Source organism: Candidatus Tisiphia endosymbiont of Neophilaenus lineatus (genome assembly GCF_964264975.1).
Lineage (GTDB): Bacteria > Pseudomonadota > Alphaproteobacteria > Rickettsiales > Rickettsiaceae > Tisiphia.
Genome location: NZ_OZ183649.1, coordinates 790,242 through 810,127 on the forward strand (window position 1 = coordinate 790,242; position 19,886 = coordinate 810,127).

Here is a 19,886-nt window from a genome sequence, read left to right on the forward strand (position 1 = left end):
GGTTAAAGGTTAACCAATCGTCATAAAATTGGCATTTTCTAGCCATAAAATTCTGCAAATAATTTCCTTGTTAGGATATAGTTTTGCTACTATATGTCGATAAAAATTTAACTGGTCAATATAAGATTCCTTAACTAATTGACAGGTCTTAGGTGGACTAGCATCGGATTTATAATCAATAATGGTTATTTTTCCCGTATCAATAGCAAGTAAATCAATTCGTCCTATTTTAACCTCATCATTTAGAGTTGTCCCTATCGCCATTTCAGTTTTTAGCTCTTGGGAAATAAGTGCCATAAATTCTATATTATTCAGTAATTTATCAATATTGCTATGAATATTTTCTTGCAGATTTATTGGTAACTTGTGAATAAACGGATGTTTATTCATCATAGAAAAATCATTGATCTTTGTGGCATCTTCTAGAATTTTATGAAATATCTTACCATATTCCAAATGATCATTAACTATAAGAGGAGAATTGACTGAATAATTTTGCTTTGTATTTTTGGTGATTTTATTAATTAAAAAAAGGTTTGGTATCCAATCTTCAATGTCATTACGGCTGCCTTCAATGTCATCCTGCTTTGGTGCGGGATCTAGAATATCTAAAGCACCTTTTTGGTCTATTTCTTTAGATTCCTGCCCATTTCCACTTCCTTCAATAACTGATTCATAAACTATAATACCATTTTCCTGTACCTTCCCGTGCATATTCATTGTTCTAGCAACCAACTCATACCAACAATTTTGTGGTAGCTTACTACTTGACTGATAACCACATATCACTAAATGGTCTTCGGCTCTAGTCATTGCAACATAAAGTAGTCTGATATATTCTTGTAAGTCTTTTTGTTGCTCCTTTTCTTTGAGAGCTTTAAAGAATTCTGGGCTATTGGCTGATTGAGTGGTAGAGAACACTTGATTTTCGTCCCAAATGAATTTATTACTATTAGTTGGTACTGAACTAGTATCGCACAGAATAACAATAGGTGCTTGCAGACCTTTAGAAGCATGCACGGTCATAATTTTTATCTTATTTGACGATTCTAAGTTTCTTTTAATCTCAATTTTTTTATTTTCAAACCAATAAACAAAGCTTTGCAAAGAGCTATCTATATTATTAGCATAATTGCTACTCAAATATATCAATTCATTTATTACATCATTACTATCAAATCCATTAGCTTCAACTAAAACCTTTCTAACATCCAAACAATCGACAATAAGTGAAAAAAAATTCTCACAATTTGTAACCTTGTATAGCTGTAAGAAATGACACAGTTTCTTATATATACTTGCATAGTTTGAGACAGTTTGTAGGTAACCCCAAATAGAATTCTTACCTCGAGAAATTGCAATAGTTTGTAGTGCCTGTTCACTCATACCAATTATTGGTGATTTTAACAGACTAGCCAAATTCAAATCATCTTGAGGTAGTAGTACAAATTTCGCTATGCTCATTAAGTCTAATACTGACAAATTTTTATTTAAAGTGATCCGATCAACATCTTCTACTGGCAAACTACGTCGCTTAAGACAGTTAATAATTTCAAGAATCAACTCATCTCTCTTGCGTACCAAAATCATAAAATCTGATTCTTTAACTTCGGAATTAGTAGCAGGCAGGATTCTTCGACTTGCTATTTGGCTTTTTATAAAACTAGCAATTTGTTGTGCAAGTAATTGCTGAGCAGATTTGGATTTATTATGCTCTTCCAGTAAAGACCAAAACAACTTACTCTCTTTTTCACCCTTAACTAATGACCAAAGTTCAACTCTACCTTTATGAGTTTGACGAAATGGCAAAATTTTAGGATTATCAGATGTAAATAATTGTGGAGTAGTATGTTTAATTTGTTGAAAAATTAGATAAACAATATCAATAATTTCTTTAGTAGATCTATAAGACCACTGGAGGGTAATATTTCTGAAATTCTTATTTGCATCAGATAGGTTTTTATACAAATTTTCATTAACATAACTAAAAGAGCTAATATCTGCTCCTTGGAAGCTAAAAATCGACTGTTTCTCATCGCCTACGACAAAAATAGTACTTTTTTGCTTAGTGTTAGAAGTAAAGTCTGCTATAATTGCAGTGATAATGTCCCATTGTTCCGGGCTAGTATCTTGTGCTTCGTCAACAAGCAAGTGGTCAATCCCGCCATTAAGTTTATAAGCTACCCAATTTTTTGCAGCATTATCCATTAATAATAACTGCGTAAGATAAATTAAATCATCATAATCAAGCAAACTATGCTGGGTTTTGTAGGAATCATATTTATCAAGAAAAATCTTTGCCAAGTTACGTAATGAATTTGAGTAATTCTCCATATCTTGCATTTTAGCTTGTTGATCTAGCTGAAAAATTTTCTCTTGAATATATTCAAGTTCATTCAATAACTTTGGGTACTTCATTGCCATAGATTTAGGCAATATATTCTTACGCTTAAGGTTTTCTGTAGTAAGAAAAAATTGCTGAATTTCTTGATCTAAGTCAATAGCTATTGAGTATTTTGCCAATAATTGCTTGGCTTGGTCATAAATATTTGATAATTGTGCAAAAATAGTTTGAGCATCGTACTCTACAAAATCCATTTGTTTGGCAAATAATTTCTTAAACTTAATTTTTTGCTGGATTATTTCAGAGAAAATATCATTGATAGTTGTTTCATGGAAATTTGTCAGAAAAAAACTAATCAGCTCATTATAAGTCGGATCTAAATAGATTTGGTTTCTTATTTTGCTAAGAACCCCTTGTGTTGTAATCTCGTCAAGAACCTGAAATTCTGGATTAATGCCAACTTCAAAAGGAAATAATTTAAGCATCTTCTGACAGAAAGCATGGATAGTGTAAATATTAATACCATCTTCAGAGTTTAGTAGTCTGTTATATAAAGTTTTGGTATATTGCACCTCACTTTCTAAAGGCTCTCTAGTAAGTAATAAACCTAACTCTTCAGTTAATTTAGCGGTTTCGTTTGCAGCAAATTGAGCAAGCTTATTTTTAATCCTACTCTGCATTTCAAGGGTGGCTGCATTAGTAAAAGTTAAGCATAGGATCTTTTCAAATGGAACTCCCTTAATTAGTAACCGTAGCACCCTATCTGTTAAAATTTTGGTTTTGCCTGTACCAGCTGAGGCAGAAACCCAAACAGAATATTCTGGGTCAGATGCTTGTTGTTGTAATTCATTCATTTTATTTCTATTTAAGTAACTTAAACTTTTTTACTCACATTAATAGCCATATTACACATTAATTGAATAACTGTATTAATTAAGGAAGCAAATACTACCTTACTACTACCTTGTACTAGAGCTATATCTTTATGTTCAATTTCCTCAGCCTGAAATTGTTTTATGCTATTTACTAATTCTTTCTCTAAATTATACAATTCGAGATAATCTATTTGTTTCTGATAATGTTGTTCAATCACTTCTTCTACACTTTGTGTTAGTAGCATGGCAGTTTCTGTTCCTATCAATATCGAACCACTACCAAGTACATAGCCAATAGTATGCCAAAATGGTATCAAAATAGTTGGTCTCACATTATGTTGTAATAACAAGTTAGTAAAGTAGCTCAAATGTGCTTCTTCTTGCTGCATCATATGTTTTATTGTAGAGGAATCTTCGTGGTTTTTGCAATAATTTAATTGCCCTTGATAAATTCGTTTAGCCCCATATTCTCCAGCATGATTTACTCTAATCATTTCTTTTATGATATTGTCTGAATTGGTGAAATCGGGTCTTGCCATATGCTGCCTTAGTATCTAAATAACGGATAATTTATTGCATTACGCGAATTCTGGTATTTTATAATAGACCTTATATCTTACAAATGTGTTATAAGTAATTAAAGAGGGTGACTTGAATAGACCTTGACTAAAATAGTCGCTAAGAGAATAAGTACCCTCTTTTTGGTAGTTTACCTTGAACAAATTGCAGAAGGTGGTCTTAAAAAGAGCAGCCTTGCACAATAAGAAGAAGGAGATTATATCATGAATAAAATAATAGGTCTAGACGTAAGTAAAAACTGGCTTGATGGCACCGTCAAGTTAAGTAAAATAGTATCAAAAAGAGCTATATTTTTAGATTTCAGGCAGCAAGAAGTCTTTGAGTGGCTTCGTCCCAAATGGATTTAGCTGATGCAAATGCAATTCTTTGCTCAATTGCTGTTTTACTATATCTTCCAACATTTACGGCAAATATATTTCTGACTTTTCCCATCAGTGATAATTTACAGTGGGCTGAATTAGGATGCTTAAATTTAATTAATATCTTCTCGTTGCGCCTAGTTGGTTGATGAGCATTCTCAACACGATTATTTAGTCTTTTATGAGTGCGATGCTCAGTTTTAGGGCACATAAGCTTAATCGGCTTAATGTAACTTCTGAGCTTATCAGTAACAATTACTCTTGGAGCTGGATAATGACCCAATAATTTTGATAAAAAACGAATAGCTGATTTTTTATTACGACGCTTCTGCAGTAATACTTCTAATTCATGCCCCTCAGAGTCAACAGCTCTCCATAATATAAATACCTCGCCTTTAATCTTAATATTCATCTCATCTAAATGCCATTTATCAGTTGGTTTTCTCTCTCGCTTTCTGATAACATCTTGAAAATAAACCGCAAATTTATTGCACCAAAATCTTACTGTCTCATGACTTAAAATAATACCTCGATAGGCCATCTGTTCTTGTACATCTCTGTAACTATTATTGAATCGATGATATAACCATACTGCATGGCTAATAATGATTACTGGAAAACGATGTCTCTTTGGGGATTGAATAATACACATAGCACTGAAATTTAGGTAACAATTGTTACTGATAATCTATAAATTATTCCCTACATTTGCTCAATACTTAATTTACATTTCTCTTAACTTGACGGTGCCATCTGTTCTTGTACATCTCTGTAACTATTATTGAATCGATGATATAACCATACTGCATGGCTAATAATGATTACTGGAAAACGATGTCTCTTTGGGGATTGAATAATACACATAGCACTGAAATTTAGGTAACAATTGTTACTGATAATCTATAAATTATTCCCTACATTTGCTCAATACTTAATTTACATTTCTCTTAACTTGACGGTGCCGTATTATTCAATCCCCAAAGAGACATCGTTTTCCAGTAATCATTATTAGCCATGCAGTATGGTTATATCATCGATTCAATAATAGTTACAGAGATGTACAAGAACAGATGGCCTATCGAGGTATTATTTTAAGTCATGAGACAGTAAGATTTTGGTGCAATAAATTTGCGGTTTATTTTCAAGATGTTATCAGAAAGCGAGAGAGAAAACCAACTGATAAATGGCATTTAGATGAGATGAATATTAAGATTAAAGGCGAGGTATTTATATTATGGAGAGCTGTTGACTCTGAGGGGCATGAATTAGAAGTATTACTGCAGAAGCGTCGTAATAAAAAATCAGCTATTCGTTTTTTATCAAAATTATTGGGTCATTATCCAGCTCCAAGAGTAATTGTTACTGATAAGCTCAGAAGTTACATTAAGCCGATTAAGCTTATGTGCCCTAAAACTGAGCATCGCACTCATAAAAGACTAAATAATCGTGTTGAGAATGCTCATCAACCAACTAGGCGCAACGAGAAGATATTAATTAAATTTAAGCATCCTAATTCAGCCCACTGTAAATTATCACTGATGGGAAAAGTCAGAAATATATTTGCCGTAAATGTTGGAAGATATAGTAAAACAGCAATTGAGCAAAGAATTGCATTTGCATCAGCTAAATCCATTTGGGACGAAGCCACTCAAAGACTTCTTGCTGCCTGAAATCTAAAAATATAGCTCTTTTTGATACTATTTTACTTAACTTGACGGTGCCGAACAGATGGCCTATCGAGGTATTATTTTAAGTCATGAGACAGTAAGATTTTGGTGCAATAAATTTGCGGTTTATTTTCAAGATGTTATCAGAAAGCGAGAGAGAAAACCAACTGATAAATGGCATTTAGATGAGATGAATATTAAGATTAAAGGCGAGGTATTTATATTATGGAGAGCTGTTGACTCTGAGGGGCATGAATTAGAAGTATTACTGCAGAAGCGTCGTAATAAAAAATCAGCTATTCGTTTTTTATCAAAATGATTGGGTCATTATCCAGCTCCAAGAGTAATTGTTACTGATAAGCTCAGAAGTTACATTAAGCCGATTAAGCTTATGTGCCCTAAAACTGAGCATCGCACTCATAAAAGACTAAATAATCGTGTTGAGAATGCTCATCAACCAACTAGGCGCAACGAGAAGATATTAATTAAATTTAAGCATCCTAATTCAGCCCACTGTAAATTATCACTGATGGGAAAAGTCAGAAATATATTTGCCGTAAATGTTGGAAGATATAGTAAAACAGCAATTGAGCAAAGAATTGCATTTGCATCAGCTAAATCCATTTGGGACGAAGCCACTCAAAGACTTCTTGCTGCCTGAAATCTAAAAATATAGCTCTTTTTGATACTATTTTACTTAACTTGACGGTGCCAAACAGGTTATTCATCTTTTTTCTTATCAATGTCTTTCATTCCTTCCTTGAAAGCTTTCAGACCTTTTGCAAGATCTGACATCACTTGAGGCAACTTACCAGCTCCAAACAACACTAAGATGATTAATAAGATCCCTAATAAGTGGCTGAAGCTCATTCCCATAATATCAATTTTATAAGTTTTAAGTTAGAATTACCTATAATATTATAGCAAATAGTTAATTTGATCTAGCATAAAAAAATACAAATTTATCATCAACATCAATTTCGGATTAATTTGATTAATCCGAAATTGGAATTAGAATGTAAACAATCAGGCTTAAAGCGGTTTGACGCATAATTGTTAAAGGCACCGTCAAGTTAAGAGAAATGTAAATTAAGTATTGAGCAAATGTAGGGAATAATTTATAGATTATCAGTGACAATTGTTACCTAAATTTCAGTGCTATGTGTATTATTCAATCCCCAAAGAGACATCGTTTTCCAGTAAGCATTATTAGCCATGCAGTATGGTTATATCATCGAGTCAATAATAGTTACAGAGATGTACAAGAACAAATGGCCTATCGAGGTATTATTTTAAGTCATGAGACAGTAAGATTTTGGTGCAATAAATTTGCGGTTTATTTTCAAGATGTTATCAGAAAGCGAGAGAGGAAACCAACTGATAAATGGCATTTAGATGAGATGAATATTAAGATTAAAGGCGAGGTATTGATATTATGGAGAGCTGTTGACTCTGAGGGGCATGAATTAGAAGTATTACTGCAGAAGCGTCGTAATAAAAAATCAGCTATTCGTTTTTTATCAAAATTATTGGGTCATTATCCAGCTCCAAGAGTAATTGTTAGTGATAAGCTCAGAAGTTACATTAAGCCGATTCAGCTTATGTGCCCTAAAACTGAGCATCGCACTCATAAAAGACTAAATAATCGTGTTGAGAATACTCATCAACCAACTAGGCGCAACGAGAAGATATTAATTAAATTTAAGCATCCTAATTCAGCCCACTGTAAATTATCACTGATGGGAAAAGTCAGAAATATATTTGCCGTAAATGTTGGAAGATATAGTAAAACAGCAATTGAGCAAAGAATTGCATTTGCATCAGCTAAATCCATTTGGGACGAAGCCACTCAAAGACTTCTTGCTGCCTGAAATCTAAAAATATAGCTCTTTTTGATACTATTTTACTTAACTTGACGGTGCCCTTGACGGTGCCGTTCTAAAATATTAGAAAAAAATATGGAAATGTAGGGAATTTACTACATTTATTTGGCGAAGCCGGGGGGATTCGAACCTCCGACCTAGCGATTAGGAATCGCTTGCTCTATCCTACTGAGCTACGGCTTCTTTTTTACTGATTTTGAAGATTAATCATTAGACAAGAGCTCTATTATAGCAAAAGGCACCGTCAAGTTAAGTAAAATAGTATCAAAAAGAGCTATATTTTTAGATTTCAGGCAGCAAGAAGTCTTTGAGTGGCTTCGTCCCAAATGGATTTAGCTGATGCAAATGCAATTCTTTGCTCAATTGCTGTTTTACTATATCTTCCAACATTTACGGCAAATATATTTCTGACTTTTCCCATCAGTGATAATTTACAGTGGGCTGAATTAGGATGCTTAAATTTAATTAATATCTTCTCGTTGCGCCTAGTTGGTTGATGAGCATTCTCAACACGATTATTTAGTCTTTTATGAGTGCGATGCTCAGTTTTAGGGCACATAAGCTTAATCGGCTTAATGTAACTTCTGAGCTTATCAGTAACAATTACTCTTGGAGCTGGATAATGACCCAATCATTTTGATAAAAAACGAATAGCTGATTTTTTATTACGACGCTTCTGCAGTAATACTTCTAATTCATGCCCCTCAGAGTCAACAGCTCTCCATAATATCAATACCTCGCCTTTAATCTTAATATTCATCTCATCTAAATGCCATTTATCAGTTGGTTTCCTCTCTCGCTTTCTGATAACATCTTGAAAATAAACCGCAAATTTATTGCACCAAAATCTTACTGTCTCATGACTTAAAATAATACCTCGATAGGCCATCTGTTCTTGTACATCTCTGTAACTATTATTGAATCGATGATATAACCATACTGCATGGCTAATAATGATTACTGGAAAACGATGTCTCTTTGGGGATTGAATAATACACATAGCACTGAAATTTAGGTAACAATTGTCACTGATAATCTATAAATTATTCCCTACATTTGCTCAATACTTAATTTACATTTCTCTTAACTTGACGGTGCCATTAGAAGTATTACTGCAGAAGCGTCGTAATAAAAAATCAGCTATTCGTTTTTTATCAAAATTATTGGGTCATTATCCAGCTCCAAGAGTAATTGTTACTGATAAGCTCAGAAGTTACATTAAGCCGATTAAGCTTATGTGCCCTAAAACTGAGCATCGCACTCATAAAAGACTAAATAATCGTGTTGAGAATGCTCATCAACCAACTAGGCGCAACGAGAAGATATTAATTAAATTTAAGCATCCTAATTCAGCCCACTGTAAATTATCACTGATGGGAAAAGTCAGAAATATATTTGCCGTAAATGTTGGAAGATATAGTAAAACAGCAATTGAGCAAAGAATTGCATTTGCATCAGCTAAATCCATTTGGGACGAAGCCACTCAAAGACTTCTTGCTGCCTGAAATCTAAAAATATAGCTCTTTTTGATACTATTTTACTTAACTTGACGGTGCCAATATATACTATAAATTTCTAACACTAAGTGTTTTAAGAAAAAATTATTTCAAGTTTTTGCGGATATACCAAGCATATCCCAAATTTTGTCAATCTTTTCAACGACTTCACTAGTCATTTCTATTTTCTTACCCCAAACTCTATTAGTTTCTGGGACTATTTTATTAGTTGCATCTATTCCCATTTTACTACCAAGGCTAGACACAGGTGAGGCAAAATCAAGATAATCTATTGGTGAATTATCGATAAAAGTAGTATCCCTAGAAGGATCTACCCTAGTAGATATTGCCCAAACCACTTCCTTCCAGTCACGAATATCTATATCATCATCTACCACAATAATAAATTTTGTATACATGAATTGTCTTAAAAATGACCAAATCCCCATCATTATTCTTTTTGCATGACCTGCATAAGCCTTACGAATAGATACCACAGCAACTCTGTAAGAACAACCTTCAGGTGGTAACCAAAAATCAACGATCTCTGGAAATTGCTGTTGAATTATCGGAATAAACATTGCATTTAATGCTTCACCAAGTATAGATGGCTCATCTGGGGCTTTACCAGTATAAGTACTTAAATATATAGGTTGTCTTTTCATGGTAATAGTCTTAACATTAAACACTGGAAAATATTCAACGTCATTATAGTAACCTGTATGATCGCCAAATGGTCCTTCTGGTAGATACTCATCAAAACTTACATGCCCTTCAATAACAATTTCACTATGAGCTGGCACTTTCATATCTATACTGACGCAATTTACCAGTTCAATTGACTTACCTCTTAATAATCCAGCAAAATTATACTCAGACATATTATCGGGTAGCGGCATAACAGCAGCCATAGTCACGGCAGGACTTGCCCCAATAACCACTGCAGCAGGGAAAGGATCAATCTTTGCTGATTGCCAACGCTTATGTTGCTGAGCTCCACCTCGCATTTTAAGCCAGCGCATAATAAGTTTGTTACGCTCTACTACTTGCATTCGGTATATACCAAGGTTAAAATTATCTATTTTTTCTAAGCTAGGTCCTTTTGTAACAACTATTGACCAAGTAAGTAGTGGCGAAATATCAAGAGGCCAGCAGGTTTGTATCGGCAATATATTAACATCAGGATCATTAATTATCACTTCTTGACAAGGAGCTTTTGACAAAATCTTGGGTGACATGGCCCATATTCTTTTGGCGAGTGGCCACATAGCAAAGGTTTCTTTAAAGGAAGAAGGTAGTTCTGGTGCTTTAAGAAAAGCTAGCAATTCACCAAATTTCCTCAACTCTTCTATATTTTTTAAACCAAGTCCTAAGGCAATCCGCCGCGTGCTGGCATATAAATTAGTTAAAACTGGCATATCAGACTTAGTCCCATCATCTCTAATAACATTTTCAAACAAAAGAGCAGGACCATCTTTTTTTAAAACTCTTCTACTGATTTCTGTTATTTCAAGGTTAGATGATACAGGATAAGATATACGATTTAGGAGACCATTTTGCTCTAAAATTTTTAGGAATTGTGGTAAATCTTGAAAACTCATATAATTTTACGAAAATATAAATACAGGCTTAAAATAATAGCAATAATAATGTTAGCATAACAAGCAAAGATAAAATTTGAATCTTTAGAAGCAAGATTTTGTAATACAAAGTGTAAATATGTGATAATTATTGCAGAAAGTGCTGTAATTAGAATCTGCCTCAGACTAGATTTTTTATTATAAGGCTGTCTTAAAAAAACCGACAATGTTAGAAAAACAAGTACAACATTATACATTGGCCAAATCAATCTTTGGTGTCCCTCAGCAACTAATTTAATCTGTCTCTGCTTTGATAGATTATTGTTGGGTTTTAATAATTCATGAATATAATATTCATTGATTTCTCGACTATACTCTTCCTTTACCAATCTTTTAGCATCATTACTGACTAATTCTACTGTTAGAACATCAAATGATAAATTAGTTAAATTACCATTATAGTCATATTCCTGTCTCGCTCCATCTTTTAGTTGGAAAAACGAAGAGTTATTATATATTTTAAATATCCCCAATCTAGAAAATAAAATTGCATGATTATCATGTTTACGATTATCAAAAAGGATTAAATCTTTCATAGTACCATCAGCCAATTTTTTATCAAAATAAACTGTGATATCTTTAGAAATTGTATTAAATGTCTTCTCATCTAGTAGAGTGGATGCATAATTATTTTTCATGAAATTAAGATCTGATTTAAGCTTTGCATAAGATAATGGCAATAAACTAATCGAAATATAATAAGCAAATAACGTAACTGTCAAAGCTACAATCAATGCTGGACTAGCTAGTTGTATATTACTTAATCCCAAATTTTGCAGAATAATTATCTGACGCCTCTCACTTAAAGCATTATAAGTATAAATAATAGTGATAATAGTTGCAAAAGGTAGTAAAATAAATAGCAAAGATGGAATAACTAAAATAATTAAATTTAAGAAATCCTGAGCTTTTATTCCTTTATCAATTAAGTACAAAAACTTTAATATCTGAGTAATCCATACAAGGCTAGTGATCGAGAAAATAATTATCACCAAGGATGGTACAATATTTCTTATTATATAACGTTTATATATTAACATTCTGTAATCATTTATAGTCTTTCAAATATGTATACTCGAATGAGTTATCACAGTACTATTATCTACCAAATCGGCACCGTCAAGTTAAGTAAAATAGTATCAAAAAGAGCTATATTTTTAGATTTCAGGCAGCAAGAAGTCTTTGAGTGGCTTCGTCCAAAATGGATTTAGCTGATGCAAATGCAATTCTTTGCTCAATTGCTGTTTTTTACTATATCTTCCAACATTTACGGCAAATATATTTCTGACTTTTCCCATCAGTGATAATTTACAGTGGGCTGAATTAGGATGCTTAAATTTAATTAATATCTTCTCGTTGCGCCTAGTTGGTTGATGAGCATTCTCAACACGATTATTTAGTCTTTTATGAGTGCGATGCTCAGTTTTAGGGCACATAAGCTTAATCGGCTTAATGTAACTTCTGAGCTTATCAGTAACAATTACTCTTGGAGCTGGATAATGACCCAATAATTTTGATAAAAAACGAATAGCTGATTTTTTATTACGACGCTTCTGCAGTAATACTTCTAATTCATGCCCCTCAGAGTCAACAGCTCTCCATAATATCAATACCTCGACTTGAATCTTAATATTCATCTCATCTAAATGCCATTTATCAGTTGGTTTCCTCTCTCGCTTTCTGATAACATCTTGAAAATAAACCGCAAATTTATTGCACCAAAATCTTACTGTCTCATGACTTAAAATAATACCTCGATAGGCCATCTGTTCTTGTACATCTCTGTAACTATTATTGAATCGATGATATAACCATACTGCATGGCTAATAATGCTTACTGGAAAACGATGTCTCTTTGGGGATTGAATAATACACATAGCACTGAAATTTAGGTAACAATTGTCACTGATAATCTATAAATTATTCCCTACATTTGCTCAATACTTAATTTACATTTCTCTTAACTTGACGGTGCCGCTAGGAGGCATTTTAGGTGGCAACGAATGAGTTATATAGAACCTTAATGGGTTATAAAACAATAATTTTTTAAAGCAGAAGGTATAATTGTATTTTTTAACTTAGTGGATAGAAATTTTATAGTATACTACATGGATTTGGTGGCACCGTCAAGTTAAGAGAAATGTAAATTAAGTATTGAGCAAATGTAGGGAATAATTTATAGATTATCAGTGACAATTGTTACCTAAATTTCAGTGCTATGTGTATTATTCAATCCCCAAAGAGACATCGTTTTCCAGTAATCATTATTAGCCATGCAGTATGGTTATATCATCGATTCAATAATAGTTACAGAGATGTACAAGAACAGATGGCCTATCGAGGTATTATTTTAAGTCATGAGACAGTAAGATTTTGGTGCAATAAATTTGCGGTTTATTTTCAAGATGTTATCAGAAAGCGAGAGAGGAAACCAACTGATAAATGGCATTTAGATGAGATGAATATTAAGATTAAAGTCGAGGTATTGATATTATGGAGAGCTGTTGACTCTGAGGGGCATGAATTAGAAGTATTACTGCAGAAGCGTCGTAATAAAAAATCAGCTATTCGTTTTTTATCAAAATTATTGGGTCATTATCCAGCTCCAAGAGTAATTGTTACTGATAAGCTCAGAAGTTACATTAAGCCGATTAAGCTTATGTGCCCTAAAACTGAGCATCGCACTCATAAAAGACTAAATAATCGTGTTGAGAATGCTCATCAACCAACTAGGCGCAACGAGAAGATATTAATTAAATTTAAGCATCCTAATTCAGCCCACTGTAAATTATCACTGATGGGAAAAGTCAGAAATATATTTGCCGTAAATGTTGGAAGATATAGTAAAACAGCAATTGAGCAAAGAATTGCATTTGCATCAGCTAAATCCATTTGGGACGAAGCCACTCAAAGACTTCTTGCTGCCTGAAATCTAAAAATATAGCTCTTGTTGATACTATTTTACTTAACTTGACGGTGCCCTTCAAAGCAGAAGAGTATATATGTCATTCTCACTTTCGCACACTGGTTCTACAACCAAGTTGGAGAAAGAATTTTTGACAAAAACTCTTTATGTTTTTGTAACTCTTCCTTAGTTGGTTTGATAACTATAGTATTCTTTTTATTTGCCATAGTAGTTTGAACCACTAACTCGTCTATATTTTGTGCCTTTTGGCTATTAATATTGAAACTTATCTGCCTACCTCCAGTAAGTTCAACATAAACTTCTGCCAGTAATGCCGCATCTTTAAGTGCCCCATGCAACTTACGTGAGGAATTGTCAATTTTATATCTTTTACATAATGCGTCAAGATTAGCTTTCATTCCAGGAAACATCTTCCGAGCTAAAGCAAGAGTATCGATAATATTGGAAAGTTCTAAATACTCTGTAGAAGGTCTTTTGAGCAGAGATAACTCATAATTAATAAATTTAATATCGAATGCTGAATTATGTATAATAAGTCTGCTATTGCTAATAAACCCTAAGAACTCGTCAACAATTTCTTCAAAAGGTGGTTTATCTTTTAAAAATTCTCCCGATATGCCATGTATTCGATAAGCTTCCGTCGGCATATCTCGCTTTGGATTAATATAAAAATGAAAATGTTTGCCGGTTAAAACTTTATTAACCATCTCAAGAGCACCAATCTCAACAATTCGGTGACCATTTTTGGGGTCTAAACCAGTTGTCTCAGTATCTAAAATTACTTCTCTTAATTGCTGCATTTTAATTTTTCTATTAGTTGAGTTATTTGTTTATCTAAATCTACTAGATTAACATCAGTATTAATAACAAAATCTGCTTTTTCTATTTTAATCTGTTGTGGCAATTGAATTTGTGCTATTTTATTATAAGCTGTTAAATTAAAAGCCTCTCTAGACATTGCACGTTTTAATCTAGATTCTTCTGAGCAGAATATTGTAACATAAAAATCAAAATATTGATCAAATCCAGCTTCAAAAAGTAATGGTATCTCAGCAAATGTAATCTCTGATTTACTATTTTGCTGTTTAAAAAGAAACAAACTTTCCACTACAAATGGATGAATAAAATTTTGCAGTTTATTTCTTGCTGAATCATTAGCATAAATTAGCTCTGCAATTTTTCTTTTATCAAAGCTTTTTAGATCAGGTAGTAAGTTAAGAACCATATTTTGTATTTCTGACTCTTCGTATAGGTTCTTAACATATTCGTCAACAGAAAAAGTTATAAATCCTAGATTAGCTAAATAATTTAAGACAAAAGTTTTCCCTGAAGCATAACTACCGGTGATTCCTACCGCGATCATTCTAATAAATATTTTATTTTTTCTAAGTAATTTTCACTTTAAGGGATTTAAATTTAGATAACGTAATTACCTAACTCATAATTTTTCATTTCTTTTATAAATTCATACATTCTCAGTTGCAATTGAATGTTATTACCTGGGTGAGTTGGGTCGGTTTTTATTTTATGCGAACATAACTTACCATTTCCCCCTTTTCTTTTAAAAGTTATCAAATTACCAATAAGCAAATTACCACCTTTAGATGTAAAAGATATGTCATATTTTAAATGTTTTACAATATTTTTCATTGAATAAATATGCATAATACTTTCTTGTCTATCGTATAGTACTAGGTTCTGTTGACAAAAATTATCGTTAGGCAAGAGGGCACCGTCAAGTTAAGTAAAATAGTATCAAAAAGAGCTATATTTTTAGATTTCAGGCAGCAAGAAGTCTTTGAGTGGCTTCGTCCCAAATGGATTTAGCTGATGCAAATGCAATTCTTTGCTCAATTGCTGTTTTACTATATCTTCCAACATTTACGGCAAATATATTTCTGACTTTTCCCATCAGTGATAATTTACAGTGGGCTGAATTAGGATGCTTAAATTTAATTAATATCTTCTCGTTGCGCCTAGTTGGTTGATGAGCATTCTCAACACGATTATTTAGTCTTTTATGAGTGCGATGCTCAGTTTTAGGGCACATAAGCTTAATCGGCTTAATGTAACTTCTGAGCTTATCAGTAACAATTACTCTTGGAGCTGGATAATGACCCAATCATTTTGATAAAAAACGAATAGCTGATTTTTTATTACGACGCTTCTGCAGTAATACTTCTAATTCATGCCCCTCAGAGTCAACAGCTCTCCATAATATCAATACCTCGCCTTTAATCTTAATATTCATCTCATCTAAATGCCATTTATCAGTTGGTTTCCTCTCTCGCTTTCTGATAACATCTTGAAAATAAACCGCAAATTTATTGCACCAAAATCTTACTGTCTCATGACTTAAAATAATACCTCGATAGGCCATCTGTTCTTGTACATCTCTGTAACTATTATTGAATCGATGATATAACCATACTGCATGGCTAATAATGATTACTGGAAAACGATGTCTCTTTGGGGATTGAATAATACACATAGCACTGAAATTTAGGTAACAATTGTTACTGATAATCTATAAATTATTCCCTACATTTGCTCAATACTTAATTTACATTTCTCTTAACTTGACGGTGCCTAACCAACAAATACATAAGGTCAATACATATAGTTTGGCACCGTCAAGTTAAGTAAAATAGTATCAAAAAGAGCTATATTTTTAGATTTCAGGCAGCAAGAAGTCTTTGAGTGGCTTCGTCCAAAATGGATTTAGCTGATGCAAATGCAATTCTTTGCTCAATTGCTGTTTTACTATATCTTCCAACATTTACGGCAAATATATTTCTGACTTTTCCCATCAGTGATAATTTACAGTGGGCTGAATTAGAATGCTTAAATTTAATTAATATCTTCTCGTTGCGCCTAGTTGGTTGATGAGCATTCTCAACACGATTATTTAGTCTTTTATGAGTGCGATGCTCAGTTTTAGGGCACATAAGCTTAATCGGCTTAATGTAACTTCTGAGCTTATCAGTAACAATTACTCTTGGAGCTGGATAATGACCCAATAATTTTGATAAAAAACGAATAGCTGATTTTTTGTTACGACGCTTCTGCAGTAATACTTCTAATTCATGCCCCTCAGAGTCAACAGCTCTCCATAATATAAATACCTCGCCTTTAATCTTAATATTCATCTCATCTAAATGCCATTTATCCGTTGGTTTCCTCTCTCGCTTTCTGATAACATCTTGAAAATAAACCGCAAATTTATTGCACCAAAATCTTACTGTCTCATGACTTAAAATAATACCTCGATAGGCCATCTGTTCTTGTACATCTCTGTAACTATTATTGAATCGATGATATAACCATACTGCATGGCTAATAATGATTACTGGAAAACGATGTCTCTTTGGGGATTGAATAATACACATAGCACTGAAATTTAGGTAACAATTGTCACTGATAATCTATAAATTATTCCCTACATTTGCTCAATACTTAATTTACATTTCTCTTAACTTGACGGTGCCATTTGAGTACCTATTTATCAGTTAAAAACCCATTTTATAACACCGTGTTAATTATTGCAATTAGTATAACAGTCTATTTTCCAAGAACATATACAAAAGTGAACAAAAACAACCATACTACATCAACAAAATGCCAGTACCAAGCTGCAAATTCAAAACCCAAATGACCATTACCTTTCACAAAGTCACCTCGCCGCACTCTATAATAACAAACACTTAGAAATATAGTGCCAATTATTACGTGAACTCCGTGAAAACCTGTTGCTAAGTAAAAATTAGAAGAATAGATACCATCTTTAAATTTAAAAGTTGCATGATGATATTCGTAAGCTTGCATTAAACTAAATAATACCCCAAGTATTATGGTAAAGCTAAGAGCAGTCATACAATCCTTTTGGTTATTTTCCTCAAGAGCATAATGTGCCCAAGTTACTGTTGTACCGGACAACAAAAGAATCAATGTGTTAATAAAAGGAATGTCAAAAGGATCAAATGTTTGAATACCAGCAGGAGGCCATACACCAGGCTTTACCACCCATACACCATCTAGCAGTCCTACAGGGAAAAGGTTTGCTTTAAAAAATGACCCAAAAAATACAGCAAAAAACATTATTTCTGACAAAATAAATAGTGCCATACCTATCCTTAAGCCAATTCTTACTGGCTGCGTATGATGTTTTCCAATTAATCCCTCTTTAATTACATCACTCCACCATGAATATAAACAAAAAATCACTGAAAGAATACCAGCTCCAAAAACATATTCACCAAATCTATGTGCATGCATAAACATTATGCTACCGCTAGCTAAAAGCAATAAGGCAAATGAAGTCAGGATTGGCCAAGGACTCGGATCAACGAGATGAAATAGATGTTGTTTTTCTTCTAAAGAAACAACATCATTGTTTTTAATAGATCTATGTAACATAACAAACTCATAAGCAATTCACTGCTTGGTTATTTTATGCTATCTTCTGTAAATATCAAGAATATACTCAACAGACACGAATTCGGGATAAGAATTAGTTAATTCCCGAATGGGGTAATTACAATTAATACACTTCAGGAGGAGCGTGTGAAAAATCTGAGCCTCTTCCATCACACAGTACTTCTTGAGCTAAAGCTTCTTGACCACAAGTATTCGAAAGCGAAGCATAATCATTATCAGGTATAAACATCTTACTAAAAGAGCTAAGAAGCATATTTTGAGAATTAGTTAACTCAGGTATCTCTTGCATATGATTACCGTTGATGATTGAGCTAATCCGACCGGATAAAGCTTCAATTTGTGTATTATCTAATACTTGTAAGAACATTTCTAGAAGCTGAGATTCCCTAGGAGTTAAAGTACTCAAGCCTTTTTGTAAAGTTTCATATTGACTATCATTTAAATCTTTAATCAATAATTGTTGTTTATCACATTCTTTCGATATTACACGATTACTAACAGTACTGGAAGCATTATTATCTTGCTCTTCATTAGTATTATCACTCGCTACTAACGCACTAGAAACATTAGATATGTTTGCTGCTTTTAAATTCTCCTCCATAGCTTTGGCATTCTTGACCAAATCCTTACATAGATTCTCAATAAACTCTTTATTATCTTCTATATATTTTGTACTAGCTGCTTTTAATTTAGCCATATTCTTTGGACTAGAATTATCTAATTTCGTAGATCCTTTCGGCACAGGAAGTAATAAGTTTACAAATTGCCCTTCTCTCGGTAGATCTCGTTCAACTTCTACCGTAGAACTACTTTGAGCAGCTTTCATTATGTCGCTCACTAGCCCATTAGCTAACTGAGGTAATATACCATCAAGATGAGGTGGCAGTACTTTTTTCTCTTCATGAGGTGATTGAAAATTAAGGGAAACCATCTTCAGGTTCTCTAACATTTCTTTTTGTTGTTCAAAACTTAATCCTTGTTTAAGATGTTTTAGAACCTCTGCTGCTGGACGATTATAACCTACCCCTCCATCAACGAGAATATGATCACCATCCTCATCTTTAATTGTCACACTTTTAAAATAGCTAGGAGCTGCTGTAGTAGCAAGAATTACATCTTTTACTTTAATACCAGGAGCATTATGACTATCAAATATCTTAATAGGATTTTCTTTATTTGCCTCAAAAGTTGTTATAAAAACACGACATTTCATATCCTCAAACATCATATCACCGAAATATTTGTCTAATAATTCCTTAAAAGGTTTTTGACTATATTTATGACTAAATATCTGACCAATTTTTCCCACATGATACCAGTGTTGAGGGAAAATATTAGCCGCGGTCTCTTCAAATAGTTCTAAAAGTTGTTTTCCTGTAAAAATACCAGAGGCTATTGTACAGGCAAGGAGTCCACCAACGCTAGTACCGGCAATAACCTGGAATGTTTCATATAGAGGCTGCCCTGTTTGCTCTTCAAACTCTCTAACCATCTCTGCCTGCTGAAACCCCTTGACCCCTCCGCCTGCAAGAGAGAGTACATTTTTTATTCCACTCATAATTATGACTCATTAAGTTAATAATTTATTTAATTTTATAGTAAAGACCCTATTAAAAAAAATCAAGCTATAGATTGATACAAACTACTAATTATTATCTACCTGTATTGTATAATAATCAC

18 protein-coding genes, 1 tRNA gene and 4 pseudogenes are annotated in these 19,886 nt (G+C 33.1%); 5 read left to right on the plus strand and 18 right to left on the minus strand.

The window, feature by feature from the left end:
• Positions 1–9: 9 nt before the first annotated feature.
• The 5 genes and pseudogenes from ACFE3K_RS04710 to ACFE3K_RS04730 all read right to left on the minus strand — a co-directional run bounded on the left by ACFE3K_RS04710 (position 10) and on the right by ACFE3K_RS04730 (position 5,021).
• Entirely contained in the window at positions 10–720 is a 711-nt protein-coding gene (locus ACFE3K_RS04710; protein WP_375359485.1) for a PD-(D/E)XK nuclease family protein, read from the minus strand.
• A pseudogene (locus ACFE3K_RS04715) lies at positions 721–3,198 on the minus strand (UvrD-helicase domain-containing protein); the annotation flags it as partial.
• Positions 3,199–3,218: 20 nt separating this feature from the next.
• The gene (locus ACFE3K_RS04720) at positions 3,219–3,758 is read right to left on the minus strand and encodes a demethoxyubiquinone hydroxylase family protein (protein ID WP_375358456.1); all 540 of its coding nucleotides are present in this window, start codon (positions 3,756–3,758) and stop codon (positions 3,219–3,221) included.
• 340 nt (positions 3,759–4,098) lie between these two features.
• A complete protein-coding gene (locus ACFE3K_RS04725; RefSeq protein ID WP_375358457.1) occupies positions 4,099–4,809 on the minus strand; it encodes an IS6 family transposase in 711 nt (236 codons plus the stop codon).
• 83 nt (positions 4,810–4,892) lie between these two features.
• A complete protein-coding gene (locus ACFE3K_RS04730; protein WP_375358458.1) occupies positions 4,893–5,021 on the minus strand; it encodes a hypothetical protein in 129 nt (42 codons plus the stop codon).
• A 104-nt stretch (positions 5,022–5,125) separates the two neighbouring features.
• Here ACFE3K_RS04730 and ACFE3K_RS04735 point away from each other — a divergent pair, with 104 nt between their 5' ends.
• Together ACFE3K_RS04735 and ACFE3K_RS04740 are read left to right on the plus strand one after the other, a co-directional pair.
• Positions 5,126–5,827 (plus strand): IS6 family transposase, encoded by a 702-nt coding sequence (locus ACFE3K_RS04735; RefSeq protein WP_375359486.1) that lies wholly within the window; start codon positions 5,126–5,128, stop codon positions 5,825–5,827.
• A 58-nt stretch (positions 5,828–5,885) separates the two neighbouring features.
• Positions 5,886–6,485, plus strand: a pseudogene (locus ACFE3K_RS04740) (IS6 family transposase).
• A gap of 59 nt (positions 6,486–6,544) precedes the next feature.
• On the opposite strand, the gene ACFE3K_RS04745 reads toward ACFE3K_RS04740, so the two are convergent.
• Positions 6,545–6,700, minus strand: coding sequence for a Sec-independent protein translocase subunit TatA (locus tag ACFE3K_RS04745; RefSeq protein WP_375358459.1), 156 nt, complete (start codon positions 6,698–6,700; stop codon positions 6,545–6,547).
• A gap of 284 nt (positions 6,701–6,984) precedes the next feature.
• On the opposite strand from ACFE3K_RS04745, the gene ACFE3K_RS04750 reads away from it, so the two are divergent.
• Positions 6,985–7,695, plus strand: a complete 711-nt coding sequence (locus ACFE3K_RS04750) for an IS6 family transposase (protein ID WP_375358460.1) — start codon at positions 6,985–6,987, stop codon at positions 7,693–7,695.
• Between the two features lie 118 nt (positions 7,696–7,813).
• Here ACFE3K_RS04750 and ACFE3K_RS04755 read toward each other — a convergent pair.
• A tRNA-Arg gene (locus ACFE3K_RS04755) sits at positions 7,814–7,890 on the minus strand.
• A gap of 106 nt (positions 7,891–7,996) precedes the next feature.
• Positions 7,997–8,707, minus strand: a pseudogene (locus ACFE3K_RS04760) (IS6 family transposase).
• A 22-nt stretch (positions 8,708–8,729) separates the two neighbouring features.
• Between ACFE3K_RS04760 and ACFE3K_RS04765 the strand changes: the two are divergent.
• Entirely contained in the window at positions 8,730–9,212 is a 483-nt protein-coding gene (locus ACFE3K_RS04765; protein ID WP_375358461.1) for a DDE-type integrase/transposase/recombinase, read from the plus strand.
• A 101-nt stretch (positions 9,213–9,313) separates the two neighbouring features.
• Here ACFE3K_RS04765 and ACFE3K_RS04770 read toward each other — a convergent pair whose 3' ends face one another.
• The 3 genes from ACFE3K_RS04770 to ACFE3K_RS04780 form a co-directional block, all read right to left on the minus strand.
• Entirely contained in the window at positions 9,314–10,804 is a 1,491-nt protein-coding gene (locus ACFE3K_RS04770; protein WP_375358462.1) for a UbiD family decarboxylase, read from the minus strand.
• Positions 10,801–11,883, minus strand: coding sequence for an LptF/LptG family permease (locus tag ACFE3K_RS04775; protein WP_375358463.1), 1,083 nt, complete (start codon positions 11,881–11,883; stop codon positions 10,801–10,803). The genes ACFE3K_RS04770 and ACFE3K_RS04775 overlap by 4 nt, the downstream gene beginning before the upstream one ends.
• A gap of 117 nt (positions 11,884–12,000) precedes the next feature.
• A complete protein-coding gene (locus ACFE3K_RS04780; RefSeq protein WP_375358465.1) occupies positions 12,001–12,720 on the minus strand; it encodes an IS6 family transposase in 720 nt (239 codons plus the stop codon).
• Between the two features lie 341 nt (positions 12,721–13,061).
• Between ACFE3K_RS04780 and ACFE3K_RS04785 the strand changes: the two genes are divergently transcribed.
• A complete protein-coding gene (locus ACFE3K_RS04785; RefSeq protein WP_375358449.1) occupies positions 13,062–13,772 on the plus strand; it encodes an IS6 family transposase in 711 nt (236 codons plus the stop codon).
• A gap of 101 nt (positions 13,773–13,873) precedes the next feature.
• Here ACFE3K_RS04785 and dnaQ read toward each other — a convergent pair whose 3' ends face one another.
• The 7 genes and pseudogenes from dnaQ to ACFE3K_RS04820 form a co-directional block, all read right to left on the minus strand.
• Positions 13,874–14,569, minus strand: a complete 696-nt coding sequence (gene dnaQ, locus ACFE3K_RS04790) for a DNA polymerase III subunit epsilon (RefSeq protein WP_375358466.1) — start codon at positions 14,567–14,569, stop codon at positions 13,874–13,876.
• Positions 14,557–15,132: a dephospho-CoA kinase gene (gene coaE, locus ACFE3K_RS04795; protein WP_375358468.1), complete on the minus strand. Its 576-nt coding sequence runs from the start codon at positions 15,130–15,132 to the stop codon at positions 14,557–14,559. The genes dnaQ and coaE overlap by 13 nt, the downstream gene beginning before the upstream one ends.
• A gap of 53 nt (positions 15,133–15,185) precedes the next feature.
• Positions 15,186–15,419 carry a hypothetical protein gene (locus ACFE3K_RS04800; RefSeq protein WP_375358469.1) on the minus strand — a complete coding sequence of 78 codons (234 nt, stop codon included), beginning with the start codon at positions 15,417–15,419 and terminating at the stop codon, positions 15,186–15,188.
• A gap of 130 nt (positions 15,420–15,549) precedes the next feature.
• Positions 15,550–16,260: pseudogene (locus tag ACFE3K_RS04805) on the minus strand (IS6 family transposase).
• 187 nt (positions 16,261–16,447) lie between these two features.
• Entirely contained in the window at positions 16,448–17,158 is a 711-nt protein-coding gene (locus tag ACFE3K_RS04810; RefSeq protein ID WP_375358470.1) for an IS6 family transposase, read from the minus strand.
• Between the two features lie 172 nt (positions 17,159–17,330).
• Positions 17,331–18,185 carry a cytochrome c oxidase subunit 3 gene (locus ACFE3K_RS04815; protein ID WP_375358471.1) on the minus strand — a complete coding sequence of 285 codons (855 nt, stop codon included), beginning with the start codon at positions 18,183–18,185 and terminating at the stop codon, positions 17,331–17,333.
• A gap of 124 nt (positions 18,186–18,309) precedes the next feature.
• Complete coding sequence (locus ACFE3K_RS04820) at positions 18,310–19,764, minus strand: patatin-like phospholipase family protein (protein ID WP_375358472.1); 1,455 nt, start codon at positions 19,762–19,764, stop codon at positions 18,310–18,312.
• Positions 19,765–19,886: the final 122 nt, after the last annotated feature.